Origin of the sequence: Mesorhizobium sp. M6A.T.Ce.TU.016.01.1.1 (assembly GCF_003997065.1) — a bacterium.
Taxonomy (GTDB): Bacteria; Pseudomonadota; Alphaproteobacteria; order Rhizobiales; family Rhizobiaceae; genus Mesorhizobium; species Mesorhizobium mediterraneum.
Map to the genome: position 1 here is coordinate 267863 of NZ_RZTJ01000005.1, position 26244 is coordinate 294106.

Sequence of the window (26244 nt, forward strand, 5' to 3'; positions counted from 1 at the left end):
CGGGGCGTTCCTCATCTGGTGTTGGAAGGCTTGGGAGGGGTAGGGAGCGGCATGAAGTGCGTTGGATCAATGTCCAACTCCATGCCGTCGTCATCGAACCAAGTGTTAGTTTCGCCGTTGAGGCTCGCGACATACCGGGCGGGGTGGTTCGTTTTTGTCTCGTCGGTTCGGTAGGTGAACCAGTCCAGCACAGCGGCGAGAGGGCATTTCTCTCTGTCGTATTCTGCTATGGGCTTCCATATGTCGAAGAACTTGACGGTGTGTTCCTCGCCCGTCATGGCCGAAAGCTTCTCGGCATCTACCCTGAGAGCGTCCTGCACAGGGGCGATGGCGCCGCGGATGCGAGCTTCGTAATCGGCTTGGGCGGCTGCTTTGGCCTCGCCTTCCTTGTCGAAGGTGGTATCGTCAGCGACGCCATATGGGTAACTGTGAAACGTGAATTCCCACCGCTCTTCCGTGTTCTCGCAAACTGTGTAGGCACCGAATGGTGTCTTGGCGTAGTTACCCTCCCACTCCAGCCCCTTCACCGCTACAGGAACAGGCGTTGCGGCAGCCGCGGGGTACAACTTGCTTTCCATGGCGCCGCCAGCGAAGTAGAATTCACACTCGGCTTTCAGCCCCTTGGCAAGCATGCGCCTATCGATGCAGAGCGTGCAAAGAAGGCTGTGCGGCTCTGCAATCTGGTTCCAGATTTCGCTTGGGATAACGGTGTCGAGAATATGGGCGCGACCGCATTCTTCACACGTCAGGTTATAGTCGGGGCGAGTGCTATTGGCCCGCGCGGCAGCCTCCAGCCGTGCCGATAGGTCTTCGACTGCGGCAGCCGCGGCAAGAATTGCGGCCGGAACGTCTTGATCCCATCTGCCAGTCAGTATCCGGCCGACATCGCGCAAGTCGCACTCGCCGCTGTTCATGCGCTTTCGGATCAGTGCTATCGTCTCTGTCATATCTCCCGGCATTGCCTGGGCAGGGGCGAGGGCAACACCGAGCGCGTAGTGGGCAGCATGGAAGCCGACATCAGGCGTTGGCGGTGTGATATGGCCGAGCGCGAACTTGTCCATATATTCGCCGAATGCGCACTTGTAGGCATGAACCATCGCATCTGTGACCGCCACAGGAACAGGCTGTGTGCCGAGAGCGGCGCGGCGGTTCCATGCTGCGATGGCATCCTCTTTTCCGCCAAAATAGTCAGTTCCGGGGCGCCAGGGAGGGGCGAACGATGCGATTAGCCTTTTTGCCAACTCAGCGAATGGGTCTGTTCCGGCTTTCCGGTGTTCAGCGGCCTCATCCTCGGAAAGAGGCCTGCGAACGACTGCGAAAATGCGGTCACTATCGCCATGGCGAATAATGCCCCAATCATCGTATTCCATTGGCCGGTAGTGCAGCCCCTTCACCGCCACAGGAACAGGCTGTGAGCCGAGAGCGGCGAGATAGGCGCGGATGATTTCGGCGATCAGGATTTTGTCGCCATGGCTTGCCGGCAGGGCAAGGATGCGATCGTGTGCGGCAATCGCGCATTCCAGCGCATTCGGGTCCAGTGCCTCAGTCATGGCTTCACCACTTCGCACCGGGCGGCGAAGCGCTGCCGGCTGGCGACTTGTTCGGGGTCGTTGGCGATGTTGAGAAGGACGTCGGCGTGGCAGGGCTTGCCGTCGAGCGCGCACCAGCAGGCGAGGTTCTTACCCGTCAGGCTGCCAATGCTGCGGAAGAGCGAAAGGCGTGCGGCATCCTGCTTTTGAGGCGACGGATCCGGGATGAGGCAGGTGTAGCCGCACGCCATATGGCTGAAGAGATGGACGACATAGGCGCGATCGTGCTTTGCGCTGGCCTTGAACGGGTTGCCGAAGATCGACGGCCGCGCCACGTTGACGCCGTCCAAGCCGTTGAATGACCGGGAATGCGCCTGCAAGTCGAAACCCTTGGCGCGGGAGAGGCGGAGGCGGACTGGCTTGGTCATATCAGGCTGCCCTGCCGCGGCGCTGCAGCGGGTTTCGGCGCAGCGAGATTGTCACGCCACCTAAAAAAGCCGAGCGCGCCTTTGACCGGAATGAATTCGTCGAGCGGCTCGGCATTGCGCAGCACGAAGCCGTAGCGCCCGAAGAACCACGGACTGGCGCTGTCGGTTACGCATCCGGCAATTTCCACAGTCCCGACGATGCCGCCACGGGTGAGGTCGTCGAACGCCGGCATGGTCAGGCCGGGCGGGAAGGGATGGGAAAGGCTGATGTGGTGCACGGTGGCGAGGCAATCCTCATACTCGTCACGCGTCATCCCCTTCGAGGCATGCAGACAGACCAGCCCTCTGATCTTCGTCGGCCAGTCGCGGTTTTCGATGTCCTTGCCACCATGGAGGATGGCCCATGGCCATGGCTGGCGGACGGAGAGGGCGAACTCGGGAAGATCGATCACAGCAGCCTCCGCTGGGCCCGGGCCGGCCGCGAACAATCCTCGCAGGTGTGCTGCCATTCGCCGGAGACCTTGGTGATGACAAAGCCTTCGCGTCGCGCGTCGGACACCATCACGTCGAACTCGTCGGCCTGATAGGTGCGCGTCTGGCTGGCGCCGCATTCGCAGACGATCTGCTGCTGGCCGGCGAGCTTTTCGATCATGCTGCCCTCCGCACGCTCGCGCGCTTGCAGAACTCGCCGAAGGTCAGCTCGGACCACGCGTCGCTGACAATGAGGTAATAGGCATATTTCGCCTTGGACCGCGTCCGCTCCGGCACGATGCGGGTGAAGCCATCAAAGCTGATCAGGAAGGGCTGCCATGCATCTGGCTGGCACGCGATGTGGTCAGCCAGCGCCGCACGGCCCTGGTCCGTCACGCTGTAGAAGGCCATGTCGTCACGCTGGCCAATTTTAGTCCAATGCGGAGAGGCGTCGAATTCCGCCGCCTTTTCGCCATTGGCGTCGGTGGCGAAGTGATTCCGGTATGTCTCGCGCAGCGGCCATACCGGCCGACCAAGCGCGTGGTCGATGCGGTCGATGTGCTTGTCGGCAAAGTAGCGATTGACCGTCGGATTTTCGGTGCTCATCGGCGCGCCTCCGGCACTGCGTTGAGTCCTGCCTTCTCTGCCCGGTCAAGGCCTTTGCGGATTTTCGCGTGGGTGACCAAAAACTGCCGGCCTTCCCACTCGAGGACGTAAAGCGGCTCGCGGTGCTTCGGCTTGCTGATCATCAGAGGCCGAGCAACACCGGTCTGATCGGCGATGGCGTATTCGACAGGCACGCCGGTCGGCGCGACGGCTACGCATTTTGCCGGGCGCTGCGTGTCATCCTCTGAGTTGTGGATGTTCAAGACATCGCCCGGTTTCAACAGCGCTTCGGACGGAACCGGCGTTTCGCCGTGGCCGGCATTGGTCACTAGCAGGATGGGGTTCGACATCAGCGCGCCTCCGGCATGTCGTTGTGCTCGATGCCGTCAAGCAGCCGGCCGGCGGCTTTCTTGCCGACGCAATACATCCACTGATATTCGAGCGGATTGTCGTCTTGCCGGGTCTCCTCATCGTTTGACCGATGGAAAGCTTCCAGAGCGTTGTGGTCGACTTCGATCGCTCGCGCAGAAGAGGCGATCCGCTCTCGCATGCGGCGCGCGTGTTCGGCGACGGTGAAGTCTCGGCAACAGATGCGACCGTCTCCCAGCATCGAAATGCCTTCCGAGTTAGGGAACTCGCGCCTGTTTTTGTCCGGCCCGTTCCAATATCCGTCGACCGAGCCCGTCGGTTTCCACGCGCCCCATTGCTTGAAGAAGAACGGCACGCCGGCGGCCTGGCATTGATCGCGGATCGAGCGCGCCCACGCGGGATGCATCGGCCGCGCGCTTGGACCGCTCTCGCCGCCGACGATGATCCATCCGATCGGATGCGTCTTGCCGTCCGGATGGATCTTTCCCGCGAAGGTGGCGGCTCGAATGATCTTGCCGAAATCGATCGGCCTGAGCAGCGGCTCGGCGGAAACGAAGCGCACCGCCGCCGGCGTCGCCAGCAGCTCGGGGATGCGCTGGTCGGCTTCCTGCTGGCGCTCGGCGGAGACGCCAAGCCAGACGTTCGGCAGGGGCCAGGGCACGGAACAATACAGGCTGTAGACGTTGCCATGGCGTTTCAGCGTGTCCATGAAGCCGCCATCGCCTTCCATGTGGCCGGACGCTTCGAGGTGGATGCGCTCAAGGGGCATCCTGCCGAGAAATGGGACCGAAGAACGCATTCCGTTCACGTACTCCCGCATGCGCCTTGCGCGCTTGGTCAGCACCTGGAAGGTGTGCTGCGGGGCCAGCGCCATGACGGCGAAGACCTTGTCGATCCATTCGTCGGGCACGTCCTCGTGGAACAGGTCGCCCATGGAGTTGACGAAGATGCGGCGCGGCTTTTTCCACGTCAGCGGCTCGGTCAGGATATGGTCCGGCGCCATGGCCAGCTTGCCGGTCCAGACGGGCTTGCCGTTCACCTTGCGCGTGGTGCCGTTGTAGTGCGGTGCGCCAGTCTGGCCCTTCGCCTGCTGCGCAGCCGTCATCGCCTCGATGCGAGCGGCCATGCCCATGGCATAGCAATGCGTGCAGCCAGCCGTCAGGATGGAACAGCCGACGATGGGATTCCACGTCGCGTCGGTCCATTCGATGGCGGATTTGTCAGCCATGGTCCACTCCTCCGGACGAAATTTGGGCGGCGCGAAGCTCTGCGCGGATTCCCATCCAAAGCTTGCCGAGCATGTTCTTGCCGTCGCGGTTCGGGCCCCAGCCCCAAAAGTCGTCGCGCCAGCTGTCCTCGACCAATTCGCGGTCGCCGGTGGCGAGCAGCTTGCGGCGCACGTACTCGTGCTGCTCGGCTTTCGCGCGGAGGATGTCGCGCATGATGTCGACCTTCACGTCATCCCAATCGGGACGGCGAAGATGCTTGTGTCGTTCGGCAATTTTGAAGGCTTCGTGAGCCGATGGCGCATACCGAATGCAGCGCATCAAATTCCGTTGTTCGCCGGACGGAATCGTCGGCTTGAATTTCAGGAAGTGGTAAACCGCCTCAGACGTGTCAAAGCGAACATCGCCCTCCCGTGGCGTCCACTCCCACATGATGCTGAATGAGGAAAAGTTCGATAGGACATAGAAGTCCTGTTCGTAGAAGCAGACCCGATCTGGCGTGTCCGACTTGTGGCATTCGATGTCGGTCGTTCCCAGCCCTGATCCAGCGCCGATGTCGGCGGACTTTGCCCAATGTTCAAGCTGCTGCCATTGCTGCGACTGGTCCTCTGGCAGGTCGTTCGGGTTGAAGTAGCGGAGGAAGGCTTCGACAAGGGCGATGCCGCGGTCCAACGCCTCTGTCGTGCTCTTGTCGGAAACAGCGGGAAGCCCCTCAACCATGTGCCGCACCATCGCCGTGGCCTGTGTCGCATCGAACAGATTAGTCCCGACCGGCTCATGCTTCCTCGGAAACGCGGTGTGCTCGTTGAAGGTCTTCTCGAAACTGATGCCCGCGTCCGGGTTGAAGTCATCCGGCAACCGCCACGTCAGGAAGCGGTCAACCATCTTCTTGATTTGATCTTCATTCATGAAAGTACCTCATCGAAGTAGCGCAACTCCCAAGTTGGGTGGAACGGCATCGGTTGCTTGAAGCGATCGAGGCGGATATTCAGGCGACCATTGCTGGCGCTGCAGATCGTTCCAAGTTCGGGCTTGCCTTCGCCTGTGTATTCGACGCGCCCGCCGCGTTTGGCAGGGACGCCGTAGTTTTTGCGGACCTGTTCCATGCTCATGACTTCGCCCGCGGCTTGATGGCGAAGTCGGTGCGGCGCTCGTCGAGATAGGCGGACCTGCTCGCCTTCATGGCGTCGTCGATGACTTTCATCGCCGCGGCGTGGCTCTCGGCGCCGAAGAACATCAGCTTTATTGGCAACCCGGCCTTGGTCAGGTCGAAGTGATGTGTTTTGCCGTCCTTCATGTACTCCCATGCGCCACTAGGGACGCCAACTAGGAGCATTGGAACGCCGTCGCCCTGCCCGGCAGGGGAGACGGCGAATACGAGCTTCTCGTCGAGATTGCGTGGTGCGTCGCTCATGGCGCTTCTCCGACCGACTTGAGGGCCTCATCGCAGAAGTCCGCGGTAGACTGGGCGAGATCCGTGGCGCTGTTGCCGTACTGATAAGAGCGCAGCGCGTGCGAGGCAGCCTTCAACGCCGCGACGAGCGTTGGGCTGGGCTGGCTAGGCCTGTCTCGCAATGTTCGCACGGCCGGTTTGGGCAGCTTCATGGCGACACCTCTGTAGCGAGCACGAACGCCCAGCCGGCGGCGGTCAGCCAGACATGCCCATTGCCAGCCAGGTCGACGAAGCCTAGGCCGTGAAGGTCCCTCTTTTCCTTGTCCGACCAGCGTCGCGTGAACAGCCTCTTCGACGCCATGGCGTTGAACCAGCCGGCACCCTTGCGCGCTCGCGCCGAAATGTGATGGCTCTTCGGACTGGAGATGTCGCCCCGATCAAGACGCCACCGGTGTTCTTCGGCCAGCAGCCGCAGGCCGAGCCGTTCGCTCTCGGTAAGGCGATAGCCGGCCAGCGTGTTCGCCTCGGCGGTCGTGACCTTCAGCGTCTCGCCGATGGCCTTGCCCTTCAGCCCTTTTTTGCTGAGGTGGTAAGCTTGGGCAGCGAGCGCGCGGTCAATTGCCATGCTGCACCTCCTCCGGCCGCGCGGGATCTGGCAAATCAGGAGCCTGCAAAGCAGGGATCGCATGAAGGAGTGCGATGATTGCCCTATGTCTCTCGGATAGCTTTTCGTAGGCCGACTGGAAGTGATCGACGGTCAGATCCTCGTCAGCCTTGCTATCAGGCGCGACAGCGTCCATCGCCCGCTCGACGACGGACATGGCCTCGCGAAGGTCAGTTCTGCGTGCCATCCGTTCTGTGGGGGTTGAGGGTCCCCAACCACGGCGTAGGCGATCCAGTTCTTGCCGCTCCGTCGGAGTGGCCTGGTCCCACGAGTGCAGAAGCTCGCCATGCCGCTCGTGGGCGCGGCCGAGATCACGGCGCAACTCCTTGACGAAGCGCAGGGCGACACCCGGCTTTGTCGTGCAGCCGAGCTCTTTGCAGATTTCGGCGAGCTCGACGGCCATCGCCGTGTGTAGGTCTGCGAGGCGGGTAAGAGCGTCAGGGAGGTTGTGCAGATCGGTCCGCTCAGTCATGGAGGGTTACCTCCAGATCGGCCTTGGCGCAGCGCATGATCGCGCTGATGTCGTGCGTGAGCGGGACCAAACCTTCCAAAGCAAAACGGGCATGATCTTCGCCGCATGATGAGATGCCGCAGCGGGCATATCCGACCAGCATCTCGAACACGCGTTCCTGACCGGTCGACAGAAAACAGGGGCGCATACCGTTCGCCATCACGCCCAACCCTCCAGATCGTCGGCGTCGTCGAGGACGGCATCGATCATCTTTTCGTCGACGACGGTTTCGACGAGGAGACGGGCCAGCCGGTTCGGGTGCATGTTCCGCTTAGCCGCGTGGGGGCCGAGCGCATCGAGGATTTCGACAGGGAAGAGAACCGTACGGCACAGCTCCTCAACTGGGCGCGGAGCGCGCTTGGCGCGGCCGGCCGAATGCTCGAGCGCTGAGACTGTCGTTGTCTTAATCCCGATGCGCGCCGCGATCTCTGATGTCGAGACGCCCAGCCTGCGGAGCGCCAGGACGGCATCGGTCCGGCTCGGGTAGCCCAGGGTTTCTTTCCGCAGGCCCATTACGCCCACCCCGATAGGAACTTTTCGAGGGCACCCGCGAGTTGGTTGCGGTCGCCGTCAGGGTCGGGATCATCGGAAAGGATCTCGGCCGTCAGCTTGGCGGCGTCGCAAAGCTTTTCCAGCGGTTCGATATCGGGATGGAATTCGGAGTCGATCCATTCGCCCTCGCGGGCATAGCGGAGGAGTTCGGCCACGGCTTCAGCCGCCTGGTGCGCGGCCGCGAGCGCTAGAGACTGCTTCTCACTTAGTTCCATCAGCGCAGCCCCGCATAGAACAGGCCGGCGCCGATCAGCGCGACGGCGATCAGCATCGCGACGAGGATCCGACGAACGGCCGGTGAACGCGCCGGCAAGATGTCGATGCAGTCGTCGCCGCACTGGCAATCCGGCCAGCGCGCGCAGATCAGCTGCACGCTGCCGTGCGGCGGCACGCTCACCCGCGAGAGTTTTGGCGGCGCCACCGGAACGAAGCGGCGTGGGATCTGGCTGAGCCTCGCGTTCATGGCCGCACACCAAAGGCGAGGCTGCAGAAGGTGAGCGCGAACATGAACGACGAAGACAGCGCGATATGGATGCGCACGTCGTCGGCAAGGCAATAGCAGATGCTGTCAAGCATTTCGGTTTTCCTCAGCTGGTGATTTGCGCTTGAAGGGGATGACGTTGGTGCCGCCAATCAGGCCGAGTATCTCGGAAGGCCTGCGTCCGGCCTTCAGCTGCAGTGAAATCCAGGCCTCGATCTCGGGCGAGATGGCGGCAGCGGCGATCAGCATTTCGGCGGGATTATGCGCGGTGTTCATTGCTTGCCGTGCCCGTCGCCGCTGCGGCGTGCGTTCCAGGCCTTCAGGGCTTCGGCGAACGTTTCGGCTTGCGGGCCTTCGGCGCCGCAGTCGTGGCAGACGCCATGAAAATGGTTGTTTATCGGCTCGATCGCCGAGCCGACATTGATCGGATGGGCGAAGGGGCACGGCTTGGGCTGCTTCGACATTTGTCGCACTCCCGTTTTTCTCGGGAGATCATTGGCATACACTTGTAGGCGCAGTCAATACAAATGTAGACAGTAAATCAGTCGGGATGAGCTAACCGGCGGCGGCGGCGAATCGATGCGGGCTTCGTAGGCGGGAAGGTCAGTTGGCGGAGAGGCGCGAGACGATGCCGAGCTGTTCAAGCGCTTCGGCGACCTGCTCCGGCGTCATGCGGATGGCCAGCGGCAAGCGGTCGATGAACTGCAGCATGAACAAGCGGTCGGAAGTCTGGCGGTCGATCGAGACGGAACAGTCCGCCGGCATCAGCGCGGCGCGGAAAGCATCCTCGAAGGCCGTCATGCCCTCGTCAGCCTGCATCGCTTGGCGATATAGCATCAGCGCGGCGGCGGCCTGGATCTCGGCGTGGATTGCCGCCAGCTGTTCATGCTGCACGGTCACGGTCACGCTGCCGTGACTTGTGTGCAGCGTCAGTTTTGCTTCGTTTCCGTCGGGATGAACAGCTGCGCGAACGGCCAGCAGCTCGTGATCGGCTTTAATACGAGCATCAGTAAATAAAGTGCTGGATGTCTTCTCAACACCACTGTTGTCACGCACTCCGCTCATTTGCTATTCACCCCTGCCTATTCTTTACGCAATGGTTAAGAACACGGAGGGGTTGAAATGCAAATCACGTTCAGGGGGCTGTGGATAACTTCCCGACGGATCGGTTAACGATTCGTCAGTGCGTCTGCGAACGTTCCTCGTCGTCGATCAGCGCGTTGATCTGACGATGCAGGCGTTCGAAGGCGTCCGGCTTCAAGCGCTTCAGGCGCTTGTCGACGCTGGCAAGCACCTGCTTCTGGCCCTTGCCGGTCAACAGCCAGTCGTGATCGACCTTTAGCGCCGCGGCGATACCGGTCGACCACTTCGACATTTCGCTCGAGCGGTCCTCGATCTTCTCGATGGTGACACGCGGACAGCTGATGCCGGTGGCCTTGGTGACCCTGTCGGCCAGTTCCTGATAGCTCAGGCCCTGCGCCGTGCGCTCCGCCCTCACTCGATCGCCAAAAGTACTCATGTCTACGAATGTACTCGGTACATTGCCTACAATGGTATTGACAGGCTTGCCTACATTTGTATGAGTGCGCGCCATGAATCAAGACCCCAAAGAGCGAATCAAGGCGGAACGGCGGGCGGCGCTCAACGCTGCTTGCGATCGCGTCGGCGGCGAAGCCAAGCTCGGCGAACTGCTCGGCAAGAGCCGCAGCCATGTTTCGACATGGAAGCTGCGCGGCATGATCCCCGCCGAAATGGCGATCCCGATCGAGCGCGCCTCCGGCGTGCCGCGCCAGGTGCTGCGGCCTGATCTGTATCCGGTCGAGGAGGCCAGCGCATGAGCGGTGCACCCGACAGAAGCGAATTCAGGGGCCGTCTGGTTCCTCGTTTCCCCACTGCGCAGGCCTCCCAAGCCGATCATCGTTGCGCAGAGCCTGCCGCGCCGGCCGATCACTCCTCCACGGCCGGCGCGGTCGCACTTTCCGAAGCCTCGGCCTTCATCCTGTCGCTGGTCGCCGCCCATGAGGGCCGACCCGAGCGCGACATCGTCGCTGCCCTGATCGCATCTGCCGGCGAGGCCATCGGCCTGTCGCCGCTGCTGGCGCGCGGGGCGCAAGACATTGGCGACCTTGCCGACCTGCCGGGCTTTGCCCGCAAGGCGGCCAACCGATTTCGGGGCGGACCATGAATGCATCATCTGACGGGCCTTGAGTTGAACTGACGCCCGCACACTGAACCTGAAAAACCTTTCCCGCCACGGGAAACAGCGCCGGGATTTCCCGGCGCGGGAAACCTTATTGCCGCGAGGACAAGCCATGGTGCCACATGCCAATGCCCGACACTTCCTGCTCAAGGCCAAGCAGCGCGACCTGATCGCGGCCGCCGGCGGCATCGAGCGCGCCGCGGAAGTCTGCTCCTATTCCAAAAGCGTGGTCGGCCGCTGGAACAATCTCGACAGCCCGGAACTGATGGAACTGCCGGCGATCTTCGCGCTGGAAGAGGAATCCGGCCGCTTCGACATGAGCGAGGCGATCGTCGCCGTTCGCGGTCGCCGTTTGGCGGACGTCGAGGCGGTTGCCGCCAATGGGTCGCTGATGGCGGTCCATGCCGACGCGGTTGTTCGGATGGGCGAACTGATGACCGAAGGCGCCATGGCCTTCGCCGACGGCAAGCTAACCCCGTCTGAAAGTGGGCGGATCGACCGTTCGCTGGCCGCCCTGGTCGATGCGCTGTCCGAGTATCGCAAGGTGGTGGCGTCTGCCCGCGCCGCCGGCGGGCTCTCAGTCGTCAGCAGCGGTGCGGCATGAGGACCGTTGCCGACATGTTGCAAGGCATCGATCCGCCACAGGCGCCCGGCGGCAATGCGATCGGGAGGCTGATGGTCGACCTGGGCAGCCATCAATGTCGCTTTCCGCTGCGCGGCGAAGGAATCGCCACGCGCTTCTGCGCCGCTGAAGTGTCCGAGGCCGACTGGCTGCCGGGCGCTCCCGGTCGCTGTTACTGCCGATTTCACCGCCGCCTGACCGAAGGGCGCGGCACCGGAGCCGAGCGTGCTGCGCCGCGCGTGCTGGAAAGGCTGGCCTGATGTTCGAGCCGGCCGAGCGCAAGCAGTTCGCCATCCAGGTGTCGCCGAAGGTCTATGAAGCGGTGGCCAAGCGCGCCCGCGAGCAGGGCCTGTCGCCGACCGGGCTGGCCAAGCTGCTGTTCGATGCGGCGTTTGCCGCGCGCATCGGCCAGGAGCGCGCCGCGCCCGTCGACGATGCCGAGCTGGACCGCCAGGTGACGCTGGTTTTCGCCTGCGCCGGTCATGGTGACGTCGCCGCGATCTCGAAAGCGACGGGCGTGGCCGAGGCGACCATCGAACAAATCCTTAAAGCCTGGCGCAAAACAGGGGCGAAAGCATGATCCATTCCCTTCCGGCCGCCTGCGCAGTTGGCCTTGCCATAGGCGGCATGGCGCTTGGCATTGTCGCGATCTGCGCCACCGACGCGTGGCCGCACGATGCAAAGCCAACTGCCGCCAAGCTGCAAGGCTGGGCTTATCCGTTCTCCTGCTGCTCCGGCTACGACTGCCGCGAGGTGCCAGACGCCGACATCGTCGAGGGCGCGCGCGGCTATGAAATTCGCCGCACCGGCGAACTGATCAACATGTCCGATCCGAAGATCAGGCGGAGCCCAGACGGCAAGTTCCACTGGTGCTCTGTCGCCGGCGCCAATGACGGCAAGACCATTTGCCTGTTCGTGCCGCCGAGGGGGTTTTGATGGGCGGGCTGAGCTTTAGGGAAGCCGAGCGCGCCGATGCCGTCTACCGGTATTCGGTCCGATGCGATCGAGCGACAAGCACCAAGATCGAGGCGGCGGCGCGCAAGGCCGGCATCAGCGTTACAGCCTTCGTGCAGCGGCATTTCGACAGCATCCTCGATGCTCGGCCAAACGCGCCTAAGCTGGCTACTTTCGACGCGGCGGCGTTCGATGCGGTCACGTTCAGCAAGTCCCATCACCTCTCGCTGATGGCTGCGAAGCTCTGGTGCGCGCTTCGCGTCCATGCCGACGAGAATGGCAAGGTCCAGCGCTTCCAGACGCTGCTCGCTGAAGACATCGGCTGCGACCATGCGTCGACCGGCCGGCTGGCCAAAACGCTGATCGATGCGGGCCTGCTGGAGACCCTGCGCAAAGGCAAGATGGGCGCGCCTGCAACCTATCGCGTCATCGGCGAGGGCTCTGAGCAATGAACCTGCCGCTGAAAGACCGGCTGGCGCTGGCTTCTGTGACGCTAGACTTCCTCGCCAAGATCATGCGCGGCGAAGACGACGACAGCCAGGCGTGCAGCCTCGCCAATGACGTCGAATACCTCGGCGAGCGCGTGCGTGAGCGGCTGAAGGCCGACGAGCGGATCGGGGGCGTCTGATGGACCGGCGCCAGTTTCTAAAGAGCGCATCAGCGGGCGTGCTCGCCGCGGCTCTGCCAATTCCGGTTCTTGCCGCCGCGCCAGCACTCGACGTAACGGCAGCGGCTCCTCTGCAAGCCTTCGTCGTCGGCACGCCAGGCGAATTCGACTGGATGCACGTCGCGGCCAACAATGCCCAAGATGCGATCAAAATATGGCTCGACGATCGCGGCTATGACGACGAGGAGGAGTATGGCTTCGCCTTGAATGTCCAACGCGTTCCGGCATGGGACGGGCGCAATACCGACAGCGTCAATCCTGCCGACTGGATCCGCGCCAACCTCGGTCATTGCTGCAGCCGTTGCGGATATGAATGCCATCCCGAAAACGGCGCTCAGGCCATCGGCGACGAGGTCGTCTGCGAAGAGTGCCTGACATTGCCCGACCAGGTCGAAGGCAACCCCGAAGATGTCGTGGACGATCTCGCTAATCGCATCGCATGCGATGGCGAGGCCGGCACGAGGGAATGGCTGCAAGCCAAGGGGTGGTTGGCCCGGATTCCCCAAACCTTGTGGAACCGCGCCGTCGCTGCGGTCGAGGAGGATGCGTGACTTACGATCCCTACAATCCGCGCGTTCCAAAAAAAGACGGCAAGCCGAAAGGCAAGGCGAAGCCAGAGCAGCTACCGCCCGAGGTGACCCGTCGGGCCAAGGGTGATTCCGAACCGACGATCTCGATCCGGTCGTCGGACGGGCAATCCACCGGCGAAATCCCCATGAGCGTCGTGAAGGCCGCCCTGAAGGTGGTCAAGGGTGGCAAGGACGAAGATCCGACCAAAGAGATGTTCGACGCTGACGAGACCGGCGAAAGCGCGGCACAAACCGTCGCGGCCGGCCAGCTGCGCGCCTTTGTCGAGCGCATCGAGCGGCTCGAGGAAGAGAAAAAGAATATCGCCGACGACATCAAGGAAGTGTTCGCCGAGGCCAAGGGCACCGGCTTCGACACCAAGGCGATGCGGTCGATCATTCGGCTGCGCAAAAAGGACCAGGCGGAGCGGCAGGAAGAGGAAGCCATCCTCGATCTCTATAAGGCTGCGCTGGGGATGGTGTGATGAAATACCAGCTCCTGCCGCGCCTTTCACCGGAAGAATTCGAGTCACTCGAACGCTCGATCATCGCGCATGGCGTGTTGGTGCCGGTCGAATATGACGAGGCCGGCGAGATCATCGACGGGCATCATCGCGTCGAGATATGCGAAAGCCTCGGCCTGGTCGACTGGCCTCGCTTCGTGCGCAAGGGGCTTAACGAGGTCGACAAGCGGACGCTGTCGCGTGAACTGAACTTCGCCCGCAGGCACCTGACCACAGCGCAGAAGCAGGCGGTGATTGCCGACCAGCTGCGCGACACGCCGTCGATCTCGTCGCGAGCGATCGCCGGCATGCTCGGCGTCGATCATAAGACGGTGGCTTCGGTTCGCACCCGCATGGTCGATGGTGGGGAAATTCCCCACCATGACGAGGTCGAGGGCAAGGATGGCGTTCGCCAGCCTTCGCGCAAGGCGATCAAGACCGCCTTTGTGCCGGATCGTGAAAACGTCAGCGAGTTCCTGAAGGGCGCCAAGATCATCCGCGCCGAAAAGCAGAAGGTCAGTCACGCGGTGCGCCTGGCGCATATGGACATGGTGCGGGAAACCGGCCGTGCCACCGCGCCGGGCAAGCTGCAGCGCCAGTATCCTGTCGGCTATGCCGATCCGCCGTGGAAATACGCCGTCCGCTCGGAAGTGACAGGCCGCGAGAAGAGCGCCGAAAACCACTATCCGACTATGACGACCGACGAGATCATCGCGCTGTTTCGCGAGCTCGATCCGTTCACCGAAAATGCGGTGTTCTTCTGCTGGGCGACTAACCCGATGCTGCTGGACGCCCTGCGCCTGCTGGAAGCGCTCGGCTTCACCTATGTGCATCACTGGGTCTGGGACAAGGAAGTCGCCGGCACCGGCTATTGGGGCCGCGACCGTCACGAAATCCTGCTGATCGGCCGCCGCGGCGAAGTCGCCGCACCGCTGCCCGGCTCGCAGCCGGAGACCGTGCACCGCGAACGCAAGGGCAAGCATTCCACCAAGCCTGATTTCTATGCCGAGACGATCGAGCGGCTGTTTCCCGGCGTGGCGCGACTGGAGATGTTCTGCCGCTCGCCCCGGCCTGGCTGGGATCATTGGGGGTTTGAGGCATCGGGATCCCGTGCAGAGCGAGATGACGCCGAGCATGACAGCAAGGTCGGCCCCGCACCTTCGGATGAAGCCGGGGCGCCAAAACCCAGCGGTCCGGCGCGTAAGGCGGTGCCGGCATGACGGCGCGATTCAGCCTCCCGCTGCAACCGGTTCGCGCCACGTCGAAGCAGACGACGCTTCTGATCGATTCGAGCGGCAAGGCTATTGGCGGTTTCTACTGCGAACAGCATGCGGAGCTTGCCTTTGCAGCTGTGGCCGCGATCAACGCGCAATCCGATTTCGCGGCTCTGCTTCGGCAGGTGCGTCGCGAATACGGCACCTTCACAAAACTAAGCGGCGAGACGCTGATCGAGATCGACAACGCTCTCGCCGGCAAGGCGGTGCAGGCATGAGCGAATTTGAGAGACATCTAGCCTTCGCACGCGCCGATGCGCTTGAATTGCGCCGCCTGCTGAAGCGGGCGGATGAAATCCCGTCGGATGAGCTGTCAGCGCACCTCGCCGCATTGCGCATTCAACACGCAATGATCGGCCGTGATCTCGATCGGGTCCAGAAGGCCGCAGCGGCTGAGAAGGCGGTGCCGGCATGAACCTGCGCACGCTCAAAAAACTGTCTAAGCGCGCCGCGCCGCTGCTGCCGCTGCTCGGAGACATGCGCAAGCAGTTCCGCGCCGCACGCGACGGCAACTACATCGGCGGCAGCGTGATCATGGACCGCAAGCACTGGGAGCGTGGCCGGTCGGTGCACGGTGAGTGCGTCCGCCAGTTCGAGATCAAATGGCCAGCGCGCGACGGCGGTGGCTGGATCTGGATGATCCCACCCGACCATCCCCGCAAAGGCACCATAATGGTCGGCGAAACCAGCGGTTACTACGAACCGGAATGGGACGAGGAGTGCGCCTGGTCGGCGCTGGAAAATCTCGTTCGCTGCCACTTCACTGACTGGCATTCGGACCATGAAGGCACGCCAAAGCTACTTCGCCCGCTGGGTACCGCGCGCGAGATCCTGCGCGCCGCGCGCGATATGGCGGCTGAACTGGCGGTGCCGGCATGAGCCCGTCTTGCCTCTCCGCACTCAAATGGCTGCGCAACCGCAATGGCGACGGCGTCTTCGACCGCAACCAGGTGCTTGTTGCTGCATGCGAGCGTGCGCCGGTCATGCGCTCGACCTGGAACAAGCTGCAGGCGGCCGAGCTGGTCGAGTTCTACATGGAGCGCCGCCGCCTGCGCGTCACCCAGGCCGGCTATTTCGTTGACCTCTCGCGTGTCGAGGAATCGGCATGAGCGCAATACACCGCGAAGAAATCATCGGCGATTGCCGGCTCATTCTGGGCGACTGCCTGGAGGTTTTGCCGGTGCTGGGCAAGGTCGATGCCGCCGTCGTGACGGATAACCCCTACGGCGGCGACTTCGATTTCGACAGCACGCGATTCACCGGTGGAACACAGAACGCGCCGCTGGGGCCTGGGCGTGCCGACAGGGAGGTGAGCGGGGACGATCGGCCGTTCGATCCGACACCGTGGCTGTCGTTTCCTGAAGTTATTCTTTGGGGAGCCAACCACTTCGCTGACAGGCTTCCCGTTGGTTCATCGCTGATCTGGCTGAAGAAAAAGCCGGAGCACTATGGCACTCGCCTTTCAGACGCTGAGATTGGTTGGCAATCAGGCGGCTACGGCGTTTACGCTTTCCACGCGCCTGATAGCAACGGCCGCCGGCGGCTGGAAATGACCGGATCGCCATTTGGCGATGAAACGGGGCACCCTACCCAGAAGCCGGTAGCACTTATGAAGTGGTGCATCGAGCGGACGGCCTCTTGCGCCATCTTCGATCCCTACATGGGATCCGGAACAACGGGCGTTGCCTGCGTCAAGCTCGGGCGGAAATTCATCGGCATCGAGATCGACGAAGGCTATTTCGACATCGCCTGCGATCGCATCCGCAAGGCTTATGCCCAGCCTGACATGTTCGTCGAGACCGAGCGTGCTCCTGACCCAAAGCAGGAGGCGCTGGAGCTATGAACATCGTCGCGCGCGAGGTCAGCGGTATCCGCGAGTTGCTCGATCACAACCCGGTTGCCGGCGAACGCCGCACCGGCACCAGGCGCTTCTGGACCGGTCGTGAGGAAAAGCTGCTGCGCGCAAATTATCCGGGCGGCGGCATCACCGCATGCCTCGCAGCACTGCCGGGCCGCTCGGCATCGTCGATCTATCAGCGCGCCAACGTTCTCGGCCTGCGCGTGCCTGACGCCAATGGCAAGGTCAATGAGCGCCAGGCATGGGCATCAAGCGACGCAATCGACGCCATCATCCGCCGCACTTACCAGAAATCGCCCACCAAGAACGACGTGCAGGCTTGCGCCGGCACGTGCGGCCGGCCGCGTTGGTGGATCTCGAAGCGGGCGGCAAAGCTCGGGCTGGTCACGCCGCGGTTCAAGCAAGCCCCGTGGTCCGAGGCGGAACTCGACCTGATCGGCGACAATGCGCACAAGGCTCCGGCAACGCTCCGCCGGATGCTGAAGGCAAAGGGGTTCGACCGCAGCGAGACGGCGATCATCGTCAAGCTCAAGCGCCTCGGCGCCGACCGAACAGACCCTCACCATCTCAACGCCAATCAACTGGCTGGTGTCATGGGCGTCGATCGCAAGACGGTCGCCGGCTGGATCGCCAAAGGCTGGCTGCGCGCGACACGGCGTGAGGCTTCCGCGACTGACGACTTCTGGTGGATTCACCGGCGCGATGTTGCACGGTTCGTCATCGACAATGTTGCAGCGGTCGATCTTCGCAAGGTCGACAAGTTCTGGTTCGTCGACCTGCTCGCCCATGAAGGTGCATCGCCTTACGCGAAGTCGGAATCAAAACGCGACGCGATCCTCTCGCTCGCCAAGGCGCGGCCCGACCTAAATCGGGCGCAGCTGGCGGCGATGACGGAGTCGACCCCGTCGGCGGTGTCGGTCGTCCTCAGTAATGCCAGGCACAAACAAGAGGCTACGACATGACCCGCCTCCTGCTTGGCGCTGCCGCCGACGTTTTGCGCAGGGAAATCGCCACCGCGTCGGTTGATATGGTCTATTCGGACCCGCCGTTCGGCAATGAGCAGATATGGACCGGCAAAGCCGGGTCGTTCGATGATCGCTGGGAATGGTCGGCGGCGTCATCGACGGGCTGGGCGGCCCTCAAAGATCATTCCGCCGCCGGCGCTGCATTGTTGGCGGCAGTCGCGCGCAGTGCGCCGTCTCGTGCCTATCTCGGCGTCATGGCGGGCATCATCGTGGAGCTTCGCCGTGTTCTGAAGCTGACCGGTACCCTGTGGCTGCATTTCGACGACACAATGGGCGCGGAACTGCGCGTCTTATGCGACGTGATCTTCGGTGCCGGCAATGCTATCGGCACGCTGGTTTGGGTGAGGACCCTCGGCGGCCACGGCAACTCCAAACGCTTCGGCAGGGTTCATGACACCATCGCCTGCTATGGCCGGTCTCGCGCTGCCAAGTGGCGGCTTTGGCGGATCGGCACGCTCGGCGGCGACCCGATCACGGGCGATGGCTTTGGCCGGTTCGATGACTTCGCAATAGCTGCGCCGCTCGGCCCTACCGATAAGGAACGTGTCGGCTATCCGACCCAGAAGCCGGTTGCGCTTCTTGAGGAACTAATCCGGGCCGCAACGCTGCCTGGCAATGTCCTCCTCGATCCAACTTGCGGCAGTGGAACAGCCCTTGTCGCCGCGACCAGGCTACAGCGGAAGTCGATCGGCATCGACATCTCACAGGACGCGCTGACCGCTGCGCAAGCACGGCTGACCGGCCCGGCAACCGCGCAGCCCTCATTCGATTTCGGCGAGGTCGCATGAGCGATCCCACCATCCTGCGCGCCATGGCCCGCCTGCGCAAGGCGTTGGAAAAGCGCATGCGCTTGGACGATCGCGCCGAGGAACTGGCAGTGCGTCAGGGCCGGCCGATCCGTTCCGGCACGCTCGCCGCCTACGACACCGCCGCGCTCGGCAGAAAACTGCGGCCGATGCTGGAATATGACGGGCGAGGCTGGCGAGTGCTGGCCGACGAGATCGGCGTGACCTCATCGGACCTGTCGCGCGTCATGGCGGGGCAGGACATCGCGGCGGGAAAAATCTTCGCCATCTGCGACTGGGCTGGTCTCGATGCCCGCTTGTTCTATCGGGCGCCGCTGAGCGCTCCGAAGCCGCGCAAGCGTCCGCGACGCTGCCGGATGTTTCACGGGAAAAGCACTGAAACAGGAAAACTCTCGAATGCTTAAGTCTGTCATTTTGCGGCTGGCGCCGCGCCTCATTGCCCTGTCCGAAAAGCGGCCTCCGAACGTCACTATCGGGGGTGCCGCTGATCCGTATATGCGCCGTTGGTGGGTCATTCCCCGCAATCGCCTGTTCAACATCTATCTCCACCACTTCATGCGCTCCGACGACGACCGGGCGCTGCACGATCATCCGTGGTGGAACCTGTCGGTGCTGCTGCGCGGCCGGTATGTTGAGCACACGATCTCCGCCGGCGGCATCAATCAGCGCGTCGAGCGGCGCGCCGGCGACCGCAAGTTCCGCCTCGCTTCGGCCGCGCATCGTATCGAACTCGTCGATGGTCCGTGTTGGACGCTGTTCATCACCGGCCCGAACCTGCGCACCTGGGGCTTCCACTGCCCGCGCGGATGGGTGCCGTGGCAGCAATTCACCAAGCCTGAGAAACCAGGCGAGATCGGGCGCGGCTGCGGGGAGTTCGACCAGTGAAGGCGGCCGACCTCGAAAAAGCGCGGCTGATTGCCGGCGCCCGAACCCAGAACATCGCCCTGCGCGACAGGCTGGCGGATGGCGAGGTTCTGAGCCTGAACATAGGTGAAGGCAGCAATAGCCTCGGCATCGTTCTGATGCCGCGTTACGTGGCCGGCATCCGCGCCGACCTGATCGCCGCCTTCAATCTGCGCATCAGCGAAAACGACGCGGCGCTGGCAGCCTTAGGGGTCGAATCCGATGGCTGAAGCCACGCTCCGAAAACTCGACCTTGGCTTGCCGCGCCTCGACATGCGCTCGCCGGCGCTGATCGCCAAGCAGAAGGCCGAACAGGCTCAGCATCGCCCGCCGCGCCGGATCGTTCCGGCTCCAGTGCACGTCGCCTTTCATGGCCATCTCGCCGAAGGCCTGCGGCAGTGTGCGTTAGGCCGAGGCGAAAGCCCGCAGGTGCTGGCGGCGGCGCTGCTGGCAAGGCTGCTCGAAACCGATATGGCCAACGATCTGATCGGCGACGGCCGAGCCGAATACGAGGCTGGCGGCCAGGGCCGGCGGCCGTTCGGCGATGCAGGGCAGCTGACGCTGCGGCAATGCGCCGTCATCCACCTGATCGGAACGCATGCGAGCCCCGATGGCTGGTGCCGCCTGTCCATCGCATCACTGACCAAATTGCTGCCGCATGAGGGCAAGCATGTTGTCCCGCAGGTGCTGACCGCCCTTGAGCACCGCGGAGTGCTTGTGCGCGGCAGGCGCTACGGGACGGGTACGCCGACGCCATGGTCGTTGAGCGAAGCCGGCAAGATCGTGTTCGACATTCTGGCGGGCGAGGCTGGTTGATGAACGCCGCGGTGCTCTCGCCCGACGCGACGCGACTGAAGCAGATCCGCGCCAGCTTGGCCGCCATTGCGCCGGCCAGATGGACCCGCGCGCACGATGCCGAGGGCGCCTTCATCGAATTCACCGGCGAGATGGGCGAACTGCTGGTGCTTGCCCGCTTTGGCGATGATGCCTCGGTCGACGAGGTCGCCTTCGCCGCCGATGCGCCTGACATGGTTGGTTTCCTGTTGCGCCTGCTCGATGCGTCGTTTGGCGAAATCCGCCAGATGCGCGAACCGCGCCGCCATAACCATCCGGCTGGCCAACCAATGGCGCACGACGTCAAGAACTTCGCCGCCGAATGCGCGATGAAGTGCAAGGACGATCCTGCTTTCAAGGTGTTCCTGCATGAGCAGCATGGGCTTGAAAAGCCGCTGACCGATGAGCGCGTGGCGCAAAAGGTGCGCTCGCTGCTCGGCGTGCAATCACGAAAAGAACTCAACAATGGCGGGCGGGCGAGCGAGGCGTGGTTAGCGCTGCGCGGTGCTTTCGACGCATGGCGCAAGGCGGCACGATGAACGCATTTTCTCTCGATAACCGCATGACAATCGTGCTGTTCGCCGGCATGGGCGGTGGCTGCGATGGGCTGGAACAAGCTGGCTTCCATGTCCATGTCGCGATCAATCATGATCCGGTTGCGGTAGCTGTGCATGAGAAGCGTCATCCTCATACGAAGCACCTGCGCTGTGACGTGTTCGAGGCAGACCCGCGCAAGGTCACGAATGGGCGCGGTGTTCGCGTCCTGCACGCTTCGCCCGACTGCACGCATTTCTCGGTCGCCAAGGGGTCGAAGCCGGTCAGCAAGCGTCGGCGCTCGCTGGCGTGGGTGATCTGCCGCTGGGCCGGCACGGTGCGGCCAGAGACGATCACCATGGAGAACGTGCAGGAGATAACGACATGGGGTCCGCTGGTCGCCAAGCGCGACCCGGCGACCGGGCGCGTGATGCGGCTGGACGGCTCGGTCGCGGCCAAGAGCGAGCGTGTGCCGATCGGTGAGCAGTGGCTGATCCCGGATCCTCGCCACAAGGGCCGCATCTGGCGCGCCTGGCTGAAGCATCTGCGCGGGCTCGGCTACAATTTCGAGCACCGTGTTCTGGTCTGCGCCGACTATGGCGTGCCGACCATCCGCAAGCGATTCTTCGGCGTCGCCCAGGCTGATAGCCGTCCTGTGGTTTGGCCGGTGCGCACGCATGCGCCGCGCAAGGATGCCAAGCGGCTCGGCCTGAAACCATGGGTCGGCGCGCATACGATCATCGACTGGTCGCTGCCGGTAAAATCGATCTTCGGTCGCAAGAAGCCGCTGGCGGAAGCGACGCTTCGACGCACTGCGCGCGGTGTCATGCGCTACGTCGTGGACGCCGCAAAGCCGTTCATCGTGCCGATCACGCATTCGGGCGGGGATCGCGTTCATGATGCCGGGGAACCGCTGCGGACGCTGACCACGGCACACCGCGGCGAACTGTCCGTGGTGGCGCCGGCATTGATCCGCACCGACCAGCAGAGCGCTGCGGCTCGCAACGGCGTCCATTCGGCCGAAGAGCCGGTGAACACGATGCACACGTCGTCCGGCATGGCGCTGCTTGGCGCCACCATCGTCGGCGCCGGCGGCCGGGCCGCGCAGTCAGCCCCGCGCGACCTCGAGGAGCCGCTTGGGACGACGACGGGCAAGGAAGATCGCGTTCTTGTCGCCGCCCATCTGTCGAAGTTCAATCAGAACGGCGACGGCTCGATGCCGGACGAGCCGTTGCCGACCGTCATGGCCGGTGCGCCGCGCCATGCGATTGTCGCCGCCAACCTTATCCAAGCAGGCTATGGCGAGCGCGAGGGGCAGGCGCCGCGCAGCCTCGATATCGAAGAGCCGATCGGCGCGCAGGTGGCCGGCGGTGGCAAGCATGCGCTGATCGCGGCTTTCCTTGCACAGCACAACGGCGATCCGCGCGTTGACGGCAGCCAAGAGGCGCGGCCGGGCCGACCGATCGACCAGCCGCTTGGTGCTTTCACAACTAGCCCGCAAGTTGGTGTCAGCGTCGCATTCATTGCCCAGCACAACACCGGCGAGCCCGGGCGATCAGCGGAGGATCCGCTGTCGACCATTGTCACGCTCGGATCGACGCAAGGCGTTGCCGCCATCAGTCTTCAGCGCCAGTTCGGGGCCAGCATCGGAGCGGACGTCGAGGATCCTGCGCCGACGGTCACAGTGGGCGGTTCAGGAAAGTCCGCGTTGGTCGCAGCAGCGCTAGGAAACCTGCATGGCACCAGCCGCGACGGTCGACCGATCGAAGAGCCGCTGGCTACGGTCGCTGCCGGCGGCAACCATGCACACCTGATCCTCGGCTTCCTCCAGCACTATTTCGGCTCCGGCAAGCAGGATGACGACGTGCGCCATCCTCTCGGCGCGCTGACCGGCAAGGCGCGCTACGGCCTTGTCGAGGTGATGGTGAAGGGCGTCCGGCACTACATCGACGACATCGGCATCCGCATGCTGGAGCCTGAGGAAGGCGCTGCCGCGCATGGGTTCAAGCCCGGCACGCTGCCGGCCGAAATCACCATTGACGGCAAGACGCGTCGGCTCACCAAGACCGAGAAATATCACCTCGTCGGCAACAGTGTGCCGCCGCACATGATCAAGCTGCTTGCTGAGTTCAACGTGCGCCAGGCCTTCGCGGAGGCTGCGGAATGAGAGCCTTTCAGCCGACGCTGTTCGAGGGATCAAAGCGCCTGGTCTACGACGAGGCGGTGGATCTGACGCTGCAGTCAATGCAGGCCTATGGGCCGGCTCATGATCATTGGGGTATCGCCTGGTCAGGCGGCAAGGACAGTTCCGCGACCCTGTCGCTTATCGTCCATCTGATCGACGTCGGCCGGCTTGCAGCGCCGAAGAGCCTCACTGTGTTCTATGCCGACACGCGGCAGGAATTGCCGCCATTGGCCATTGCCGCCGAACGTATCATGGCGCAGCTCGCCGCGCGCGGCATCCGTTGCGAAGTGGTTCGGGCGCCACTCGACAAGCGGTTCCTCGTTTACATTCTCGGCCGAGGCGTGCCACCGCCAAACAACAACACGCTGCGCTGGTGCACGCGGCAGATCAAGATCGATCCGATGGCCGAAGCGCTGGAGCAGAGGCTCGGCGAGCTCGATGGCAAGATCCTGATGATCACCGGCGTGCGCCAGGGTGAAAGCGCCATCCGCGATGATCGCATTGCCATGTCGTGCGGCAAGGACGGCGCTGAATGCGGGCAGGGCTGGTATCAGGAGGTCCTGCCTAACGCAAAGGGCATCCGGGGTCGGATCGCGACGCTCGCGCCGTTGCTGCACTGGCGCGTCTGCAACGTCTGGGACTGGCTGCGCATCTACGCACCCATGGCCGAGTATGGCGGCTGGGCGACGGCCGCGATCGCCGACGCCTATGGCGGCGACGAGGCGACGGAGATCAATGCCCGCACCGGATGCGCCGGCTGTCCGCTGGCCAGCAAGGATCTGGCCCTGGACACGATCGTAGCGTCGTCGGCGTGGTCGCATCTTGCTCCGCTCAAAGGACTGAAGCCGCTCTATCGCGAGTTACGTGAGCCTCGCCACCGGATCCGCAAGGCAGGCCTTGAACGACTCAAGGATGGATCGGTCGCGGCCAACCCGCAAAGGATGGGCCCGTTGACGTTTGCCGCCCGTTTGATAGGGCTCGAACGCGTTCTGGCTATACAGGCCGAATGCAACGCCGGCGCCGCCAAGCTTGGCCGCCCGCTGCTGGACATCCTCAACGATGAGGAAGAGGCCCGCATCCGAGAGCTGATCGCCGCGGAGACATGGCCGAACGGATGGGATGGTGATGAGCCTGCCGCCGACATGCCGATGGACAGTTACTTCTCGGACGGCTCCGTGCAGCCGCTGTTGGTGTAAGCATGAGCGAAGAGGCCACGATCAGGCGCGGCGTTCGCAATGCGCGCTACACCACGGTGCCGAACCACGTCTTCGAAGACGTGCGCCTTTCCATGGAGGCGCGCTGGCTGCTTGGCTATCTGCTGTCAAAGCCGGATAACTGGACCGTCATTCTCGGCGACATCGCCAAGCGCGGCGGTTGCGGGCGCGACAAGGCGCGGCGCATCGTCAATGAACTGGTGCAACACGGCTATGCTGACAAGGAACAGGAGCGTGATGAAGGGCGCTTCGGCAAGCTTTCGCTGGTCATCTTCGACGAGCCGCGTGAGCAACGCGACAGTATCGCTGCATCGGACGGTGAAGGTGTTGCATCTTTGCCGCAGACTGAAAACCCGTCGACGGTGAATCCGTCGACGGTAAATCCAACACTAGTAAATACTGATGGTTTAGTAACTCCTGAAGGTAATTCAGAGAGAGAGCGCGAGCGCGAACCTGAAGATCGAAAAGCGGTCGAGCGTTGGCTGAAACGTGTTCACCCGACCTGGCCGACCTTCGTTGCCGATAGCGGCAAGACGGCGCTCGCCGCGGCGATGGCGCTGACGGCGTCCGAGCGAGAGGCGGCGGCCGACCGCATGGCCGATTACCTCGCCGCCGAGAAGGCTTCCGGCGGTCGCTGCGCCTTCGGCGTGTATCTCGCCGAAAAGCGATGGGAGCGGCTTGGACCGAAACCGGCAGCGCCGGACAAGCCGGCCTATGCGCCGGCCTTCGGGCCGGTCTGGGCGGCGATCCGCATGCGCGACCTGATCACCGGGCCGAAGGCACCACCGCAGCCGCTGAAGGGCTGGGAGGAGAGCGCAATCGCCAACGGCAGGCTGGACCGGGAAACGCTTGAGCGGGGCAACCGGATGCGCGCCGGGTGGCCGATGGTCAACGCGCTGCACCAGGCAGCCGAGACGCGCGGGCTGGGGATCCACCGCTTTGGACCTGAGGAAGAGCAGATCGGCAAGCTATGCGAGTTCGTGCCGATCGGCAGCGAGGTGTGGCAAGCCTGGAAGCTGGAGCACGAGCTGCGCGGATGGCCGTGGCTGCCGGACCCGGGAACGATGCGTGGCGTGTATTTCCCGGCTGGCGGGCCGGCAGGACTGGAAGCATTTGAACAATCGGTGCGAGGGACCAATGATGCACAGCAAGCGGCCGAATGAAGCCGAAAAGATCAATCTCGACCGCTGCTATGCCGAATCGGATCGCATGATCGCGGTGTCTCGCCGGCAGCAAGCGTTGCTAGCCGGTGCTGGCGAAGCGGTGCCTGAAGCGCAATGGTTCGTTCTCCGCCTGGAGAATCACGCCGAAAAGGATGTGGATAAGTTGCTGGGTCAGGCATCGATCGAACGATGGTTTCCCCTTGTGAAGAAGGTTCGCAAAGCCCCGCATGCCAAGCGCAAGGTGGTCTACACTGTGCCAGCGCTGCCCGGTTACGTGTTCATCCGTGTGGTCAATCGGGACCGCACATGGGCAGGAATACTCGGTATGGAAGGCGTTGTCGGCGTGCTTGGCGGAAGCCTTGGTCCAGTCGCAGTGTCCGACGCGATGCGTTTGAAATTTAAGAAGAAATTGGAAGAGCGGTCAACCGATGCTGAGGTGGTCGAAGCGGCGTTCCCGGTGGGCGCGAGCGTGCTGATCGAGGATGGGCCATTCGCCAGCTTTCCGGGTGTCATTCAGTCGGTGCTGGACGAGCAGGTTGCCACGGTTCTGGTCGAGATATTCGGTCGCTACGTGCCCGTCGAGCTATGCCTTGCACAAATCACAAAAGCGGAATAGCGAATCTCACCTAGGACGACCCGTTGACCTGAAGCGCGAGCTTCTAAAACCGAGTGCCAGCCGCAAGGCCGAGGCCCCGAACGGATCCAG

General features: G+C 63.3%; 48 protein-coding genes. 27 read left to right on the forward strand and 21 right to left on the reverse strand.

Going from position 1 to position 26244, the window contains the following annotated elements:
• Positions 1 to 11 precede the first annotated feature (11 nt).
• From EOC94_RS12605 to EOC94_RS12705, 21 genes are all read right to left on the reverse strand, one after another.
• Positions 12 to 1550, reverse strand: coding sequence for a hypothetical protein (locus tag EOC94_RS12605; protein WP_127290760.1), 1539 nt, complete (start codon positions 1548 to 1550; stop codon positions 12 to 14).
• On the reverse strand, positions 1547 to 1957 hold the full coding sequence (locus EOC94_RS12610; RefSeq protein ID WP_127290762.1) for a DUF4326 domain-containing protein: 411 nt from the start codon (positions 1955 to 1957) through the stop codon (positions 1547 to 1549). The genes EOC94_RS12605 and EOC94_RS12610 overlap by 4 nt, the downstream gene beginning before the upstream one ends.
• Positions 1954 to 2409, reverse strand: coding sequence for an ASCH domain-containing protein (locus EOC94_RS12615; protein WP_127290764.1), 456 nt, complete (start codon positions 2407 to 2409; stop codon positions 1954 to 1956). The genes EOC94_RS12610 and EOC94_RS12615 overlap by 4 nt, the downstream gene beginning before the upstream one ends.
• A complete protein-coding gene (locus tag EOC94_RS12620) occupies positions 2406 to 2609 on the reverse strand; it encodes a hypothetical protein (protein ID WP_127290766.1) in 204 nt (67 codons plus the stop codon). Before EOC94_RS12620 ends, EOC94_RS12615 begins: the two co-directional genes overlap by 4 nt.
• Positions 2606 to 3034 carry a hypothetical protein gene (locus EOC94_RS12625; protein ID WP_127290768.1) on the reverse strand — a complete coding sequence of 143 codons (429 nt, stop codon included), beginning with the start codon at positions 3032 to 3034 and terminating at the stop codon, positions 2606 to 2608. Before EOC94_RS12625 ends, EOC94_RS12620 begins: the two co-directional genes overlap by 4 nt.
• Positions 3031 to 3384, reverse strand: coding sequence for a hypothetical protein (locus EOC94_RS12630; RefSeq protein ID WP_127290770.1), 354 nt, complete (start codon positions 3382 to 3384; stop codon positions 3031 to 3033). Before EOC94_RS12630 ends, EOC94_RS12625 begins: the two co-directional genes overlap by 4 nt.
• Positions 3384 to 4631, reverse strand: coding sequence for a phage Gp37/Gp68 family protein (locus tag EOC94_RS12635; protein ID WP_127290772.1), 1248 nt, complete (start codon positions 4629 to 4631; stop codon positions 3384 to 3386). Before EOC94_RS12635 ends, EOC94_RS12630 begins: the two co-directional genes overlap by 1 nt.
• The gene (locus tag EOC94_RS12640; protein WP_127290774.1) at positions 4624 to 5538 is read right to left on the reverse strand and encodes an NADAR family protein; all 915 of its coding nucleotides are present in this window, start codon (positions 5536 to 5538) and stop codon (positions 4624 to 4626) included. The genes EOC94_RS12635 and EOC94_RS12640 overlap by 8 nt, the downstream gene beginning before the upstream one ends.
• The gene (locus EOC94_RS12645; RefSeq protein WP_127290776.1) at positions 5535 to 5741 is read right to left on the reverse strand and encodes a hypothetical protein; all 207 of its coding nucleotides are present in this window, start codon (positions 5739 to 5741) and stop codon (positions 5535 to 5537) included. Before EOC94_RS12645 ends, EOC94_RS12640 begins: the two co-directional genes overlap by 4 nt.
• Positions 5738 to 6043 carry a hypothetical protein gene (locus EOC94_RS12650; RefSeq protein ID WP_127290778.1) on the reverse strand — a complete coding sequence of 102 codons (306 nt, stop codon included), beginning with the start codon at positions 6041 to 6043 and terminating at the stop codon, positions 5738 to 5740. Before EOC94_RS12650 ends, EOC94_RS12645 begins: the two co-directional genes overlap by 4 nt.
• Entirely contained in the window at positions 6040 to 6234 is a 195-nt protein-coding gene (locus tag EOC94_RS12655) for a hypothetical protein (protein ID WP_127290779.1), read from the reverse strand. Before EOC94_RS12655 ends, EOC94_RS12650 begins: the two co-directional genes overlap by 4 nt.
• Positions 6231 to 6647 (reverse strand): hypothetical protein, encoded by a 417-nt coding sequence (locus tag EOC94_RS12660; RefSeq protein ID WP_127290781.1) that lies wholly within the window; start codon positions 6645 to 6647, stop codon positions 6231 to 6233. Before EOC94_RS12660 ends, EOC94_RS12655 begins: the two co-directional genes overlap by 4 nt.
• The gene (locus EOC94_RS12665) at positions 6637 to 7158 is read right to left on the reverse strand and encodes a hypothetical protein (RefSeq protein WP_127290783.1); all 522 of its coding nucleotides are present in this window, start codon (positions 7156 to 7158) and stop codon (positions 6637 to 6639) included. The genes EOC94_RS12660 and EOC94_RS12665 overlap by 11 nt, the downstream gene beginning before the upstream one ends.
• Positions 7151 to 7357, reverse strand: a complete 207-nt coding sequence (locus tag EOC94_RS12670) for a hypothetical protein (RefSeq protein WP_127290785.1) — start codon at positions 7355 to 7357, stop codon at positions 7151 to 7153. Before EOC94_RS12670 ends, EOC94_RS12665 begins: the two co-directional genes overlap by 8 nt.
• Complete coding sequence (locus EOC94_RS12675; RefSeq protein WP_127290787.1) at positions 7357 to 7710, reverse strand: hypothetical protein; 354 nt, start codon at positions 7708 to 7710, stop codon at positions 7357 to 7359. The genes EOC94_RS12670 and EOC94_RS12675 overlap by 1 nt, the downstream gene beginning before the upstream one ends.
• A complete protein-coding gene (locus EOC94_RS12680) occupies positions 7710 to 7904 on the reverse strand; it encodes a hypothetical protein (RefSeq protein ID WP_245465549.1) in 195 nt (64 codons plus the stop codon). Before EOC94_RS12680 ends, EOC94_RS12675 begins: the two co-directional genes overlap by 1 nt.
• A gap of 59 nt (positions 7905 to 7963) precedes the next feature.
• Positions 7964 to 8212, reverse strand: a complete 249-nt coding sequence (locus tag EOC94_RS12685; protein WP_127290791.1) for a hypothetical protein — start codon at positions 8210 to 8212, stop codon at positions 7964 to 7966.
• Between the two features lie 105 nt (positions 8213 to 8317).
• The gene (locus EOC94_RS12690) at positions 8318 to 8506 is read right to left on the reverse strand and encodes a hypothetical protein (RefSeq protein ID WP_127290793.1); all 189 of its coding nucleotides are present in this window, start codon (positions 8504 to 8506) and stop codon (positions 8318 to 8320) included.
• Entirely contained in the window at positions 8503 to 8694 is a 192-nt protein-coding gene (locus EOC94_RS12695) for a hypothetical protein (protein WP_127290795.1), read from the reverse strand. Before EOC94_RS12695 ends, EOC94_RS12690 begins: the two co-directional genes overlap by 4 nt.
• Positions 8695 to 8833: 139 nt before the next feature.
• Entirely contained in the window at positions 8834 to 9295 is a 462-nt protein-coding gene (locus EOC94_RS12700; protein ID WP_127290797.1) for a hypothetical protein, read from the reverse strand.
• A 115-nt stretch (positions 9296 to 9410) separates the two neighbouring features.
• Positions 9411 to 9749: a helix-turn-helix domain-containing protein gene (locus EOC94_RS12705; protein WP_127290799.1), complete on the reverse strand. Its 339-nt coding sequence runs from the start codon at positions 9747 to 9749 to the stop codon at positions 9411 to 9413.
• A 73-nt stretch (positions 9750 to 9822) separates the two neighbouring features.
• On the opposite strand from EOC94_RS12705, the gene EOC94_RS12710 reads away from it, so the two are divergent.
• The 27 genes from EOC94_RS12710 (at position 9823) to EOC94_RS12840 (ending at position 26154) form a co-directional block, all read left to right on the forward strand.
• Positions 9823 to 10068: a YdaS family helix-turn-helix protein gene (locus tag EOC94_RS12710; RefSeq protein WP_127290801.1), complete on the forward strand. Its 246-nt coding sequence runs from the start codon at positions 9823 to 9825 to the stop codon at positions 10066 to 10068.
• The gene (locus EOC94_RS12715; protein WP_127290803.1) at positions 10065 to 10415 is read left to right on the forward strand and encodes a hypothetical protein; all 351 of its coding nucleotides are present in this window, start codon (positions 10065 to 10067) and stop codon (positions 10413 to 10415) included. The genes EOC94_RS12710 and EOC94_RS12715 overlap by 4 nt, the downstream gene beginning before the upstream one ends.
• A gap of 127 nt (positions 10416 to 10542) precedes the next feature.
• On the forward strand, positions 10543 to 11034 hold the full coding sequence (locus tag EOC94_RS12720; protein WP_127290805.1) for a phage regulatory CII family protein: 492 nt from the start codon (positions 10543 to 10545) through the stop codon (positions 11032 to 11034).
• Positions 11035 to 11048: 14 nt separating this feature from the next.
• A complete protein-coding gene (locus tag EOC94_RS12725; protein ID WP_127290807.1) occupies positions 11049 to 11312 on the forward strand; it encodes a hypothetical protein in 264 nt (87 codons plus the stop codon).
• Positions 11312 to 11632: a hypothetical protein gene (locus EOC94_RS12730; protein WP_127290809.1), complete on the forward strand. Its 321-nt coding sequence runs from the start codon at positions 11312 to 11314 to the stop codon at positions 11630 to 11632. The genes EOC94_RS12725 and EOC94_RS12730 overlap by 1 nt, the downstream gene beginning before the upstream one ends.
• Positions 11629 to 11988 carry a hypothetical protein gene (locus tag EOC94_RS12735; RefSeq protein ID WP_245465550.1) on the forward strand — a complete coding sequence of 120 codons (360 nt, stop codon included), beginning with the start codon at positions 11629 to 11631 and terminating at the stop codon, positions 11986 to 11988. The genes EOC94_RS12730 and EOC94_RS12735 overlap by 4 nt, the downstream gene beginning before the upstream one ends.
• Positions 11988 to 12458 (forward strand): hypothetical protein, encoded by a 471-nt coding sequence (locus tag EOC94_RS12740; protein ID WP_127290811.1) that lies wholly within the window; start codon positions 11988 to 11990, stop codon positions 12456 to 12458. Before EOC94_RS12735 ends, EOC94_RS12740 begins: the two co-directional genes overlap by 1 nt.
• Complete coding sequence (locus EOC94_RS12745; protein WP_127290813.1) at positions 12455 to 12634, forward strand: hypothetical protein; 180 nt, start codon at positions 12455 to 12457, stop codon at positions 12632 to 12634. The genes EOC94_RS12740 and EOC94_RS12745 overlap by 4 nt, the downstream gene beginning before the upstream one ends.
• Complete coding sequence (locus tag EOC94_RS12750; protein WP_127290815.1) at positions 12634 to 13224, forward strand: hypothetical protein; 591 nt, start codon at positions 12634 to 12636, stop codon at positions 13222 to 13224. The genes EOC94_RS12745 and EOC94_RS12750 overlap by 1 nt, the downstream gene beginning before the upstream one ends.
• Positions 13225 to 13454: 230 nt before the next feature.
• Entirely contained in the window at positions 13455 to 13724 is a 270-nt protein-coding gene (locus EOC94_RS35245) for a DUF2312 domain-containing protein (RefSeq protein ID WP_127291055.1), read from the forward strand.
• Positions 13724 to 14962 (forward strand): MT-A70 family methyltransferase, encoded by a 1239-nt coding sequence (locus tag EOC94_RS12760; RefSeq protein ID WP_127290817.1) that lies wholly within the window; start codon positions 13724 to 13726, stop codon positions 14960 to 14962. Before EOC94_RS35245 ends, EOC94_RS12760 begins: the two co-directional genes overlap by 1 nt.
• Positions 14959 to 15234: a hypothetical protein gene (locus EOC94_RS12765; protein ID WP_127290819.1), complete on the forward strand. Its 276-nt coding sequence runs from the start codon at positions 14959 to 14961 to the stop codon at positions 15232 to 15234. Before EOC94_RS12760 ends, EOC94_RS12765 begins: the two co-directional genes overlap by 4 nt.
• Positions 15231 to 15431, forward strand: a complete 201-nt coding sequence (locus EOC94_RS12770) for a hypothetical protein (protein ID WP_127290821.1) — start codon at positions 15231 to 15233, stop codon at positions 15429 to 15431. Before EOC94_RS12765 ends, EOC94_RS12770 begins: the two co-directional genes overlap by 4 nt.
• Positions 15428 to 15895, forward strand: coding sequence for a hypothetical protein (locus EOC94_RS12775; RefSeq protein ID WP_127290823.1), 468 nt, complete (start codon positions 15428 to 15430; stop codon positions 15893 to 15895). The genes EOC94_RS12770 and EOC94_RS12775 overlap by 4 nt, the downstream gene beginning before the upstream one ends.
• Positions 15892 to 16125, forward strand: a complete 234-nt coding sequence (locus EOC94_RS12780) for a hypothetical protein (RefSeq protein ID WP_127290825.1) — start codon at positions 15892 to 15894, stop codon at positions 16123 to 16125. Before EOC94_RS12775 ends, EOC94_RS12780 begins: the two co-directional genes overlap by 4 nt.
• 71 nt (positions 16126 to 16196) lie before the next feature.
• Entirely contained in the window at positions 16197 to 16859 is a 663-nt protein-coding gene (locus EOC94_RS12785; RefSeq protein WP_127290827.1) for a site-specific DNA-methyltransferase, read from the forward strand.
• Positions 16856 to 17836: a hypothetical protein gene (locus tag EOC94_RS12790; RefSeq protein WP_185928219.1), complete on the forward strand. Its 981-nt coding sequence runs from the start codon at positions 16856 to 16858 to the stop codon at positions 17834 to 17836. The genes EOC94_RS12785 and EOC94_RS12790 overlap by 4 nt, the downstream gene beginning before the upstream one ends.
• Positions 17833 to 18687, forward strand: a complete 855-nt coding sequence (locus EOC94_RS12795; protein WP_127290829.1) for a site-specific DNA-methyltransferase — start codon at positions 17833 to 17835, stop codon at positions 18685 to 18687. Before EOC94_RS12790 ends, EOC94_RS12795 begins: the two co-directional genes overlap by 4 nt.
• Entirely contained in the window at positions 18684 to 19109 is a 426-nt protein-coding gene (locus tag EOC94_RS12800) for a hypothetical protein (RefSeq protein WP_127290831.1), read from the forward strand. Before EOC94_RS12795 ends, EOC94_RS12800 begins: the two co-directional genes overlap by 4 nt.
• On the forward strand, positions 19102 to 19590 hold the full coding sequence (locus EOC94_RS12805) for a hypothetical protein (RefSeq protein ID WP_127290833.1): 489 nt from the start codon (positions 19102 to 19104) through the stop codon (positions 19588 to 19590). The genes EOC94_RS12800 and EOC94_RS12805 overlap by 8 nt, the downstream gene beginning before the upstream one ends.
• Positions 19587 to 19838, forward strand: coding sequence for a hypothetical protein (locus EOC94_RS12810; RefSeq protein ID WP_127290835.1), 252 nt, complete (start codon positions 19587 to 19589; stop codon positions 19836 to 19838). Before EOC94_RS12805 ends, EOC94_RS12810 begins: the two co-directional genes overlap by 4 nt.
• Positions 19831 to 20424 (forward strand): hypothetical protein, encoded by a 594-nt coding sequence (locus EOC94_RS12815; protein WP_127290837.1) that lies wholly within the window; start codon positions 19831 to 19833, stop codon positions 20422 to 20424. Before EOC94_RS12810 ends, EOC94_RS12815 begins: the two co-directional genes overlap by 8 nt.
• Complete coding sequence (locus EOC94_RS12820; RefSeq protein WP_127290839.1) at positions 20424 to 20981, forward strand: hypothetical protein; 558 nt, start codon at positions 20424 to 20426, stop codon at positions 20979 to 20981. Before EOC94_RS12815 ends, EOC94_RS12820 begins: the two co-directional genes overlap by 1 nt.
• On the forward strand, positions 20978 to 23143 hold the full coding sequence (locus EOC94_RS12825) for a DNA cytosine methyltransferase (RefSeq protein ID WP_245465552.1): 2166 nt from the start codon (positions 20978 to 20980) through the stop codon (positions 23141 to 23143). The genes EOC94_RS12820 and EOC94_RS12825 overlap by 4 nt, the downstream gene beginning before the upstream one ends.
• The gene (locus tag EOC94_RS12830) at positions 23140 to 24357 is read left to right on the forward strand and encodes a phosphoadenosine phosphosulfate reductase family protein (RefSeq protein WP_127290841.1); all 1218 of its coding nucleotides are present in this window, start codon (positions 23140 to 23142) and stop codon (positions 24355 to 24357) included. The genes EOC94_RS12825 and EOC94_RS12830 overlap by 4 nt, the downstream gene beginning before the upstream one ends.
• Before the next feature lie 2 nt (positions 24358 to 24359).
• Positions 24360 to 25538 (forward strand): helix-turn-helix domain-containing protein, encoded by a 1179-nt coding sequence (locus EOC94_RS12835; RefSeq protein WP_127290843.1) that lies wholly within the window; start codon positions 24360 to 24362, stop codon positions 25536 to 25538.
• Positions 25513 to 26154 (forward strand): transcription termination/antitermination protein NusG, encoded by a 642-nt coding sequence (locus EOC94_RS12840; RefSeq protein ID WP_127290845.1) that lies wholly within the window; start codon positions 25513 to 25515, stop codon positions 26152 to 26154. Before EOC94_RS12835 ends, EOC94_RS12840 begins: the two co-directional genes overlap by 26 nt.
• The last annotated feature ends 90 nt before the right edge of the window (positions 26155 to 26244 follow it).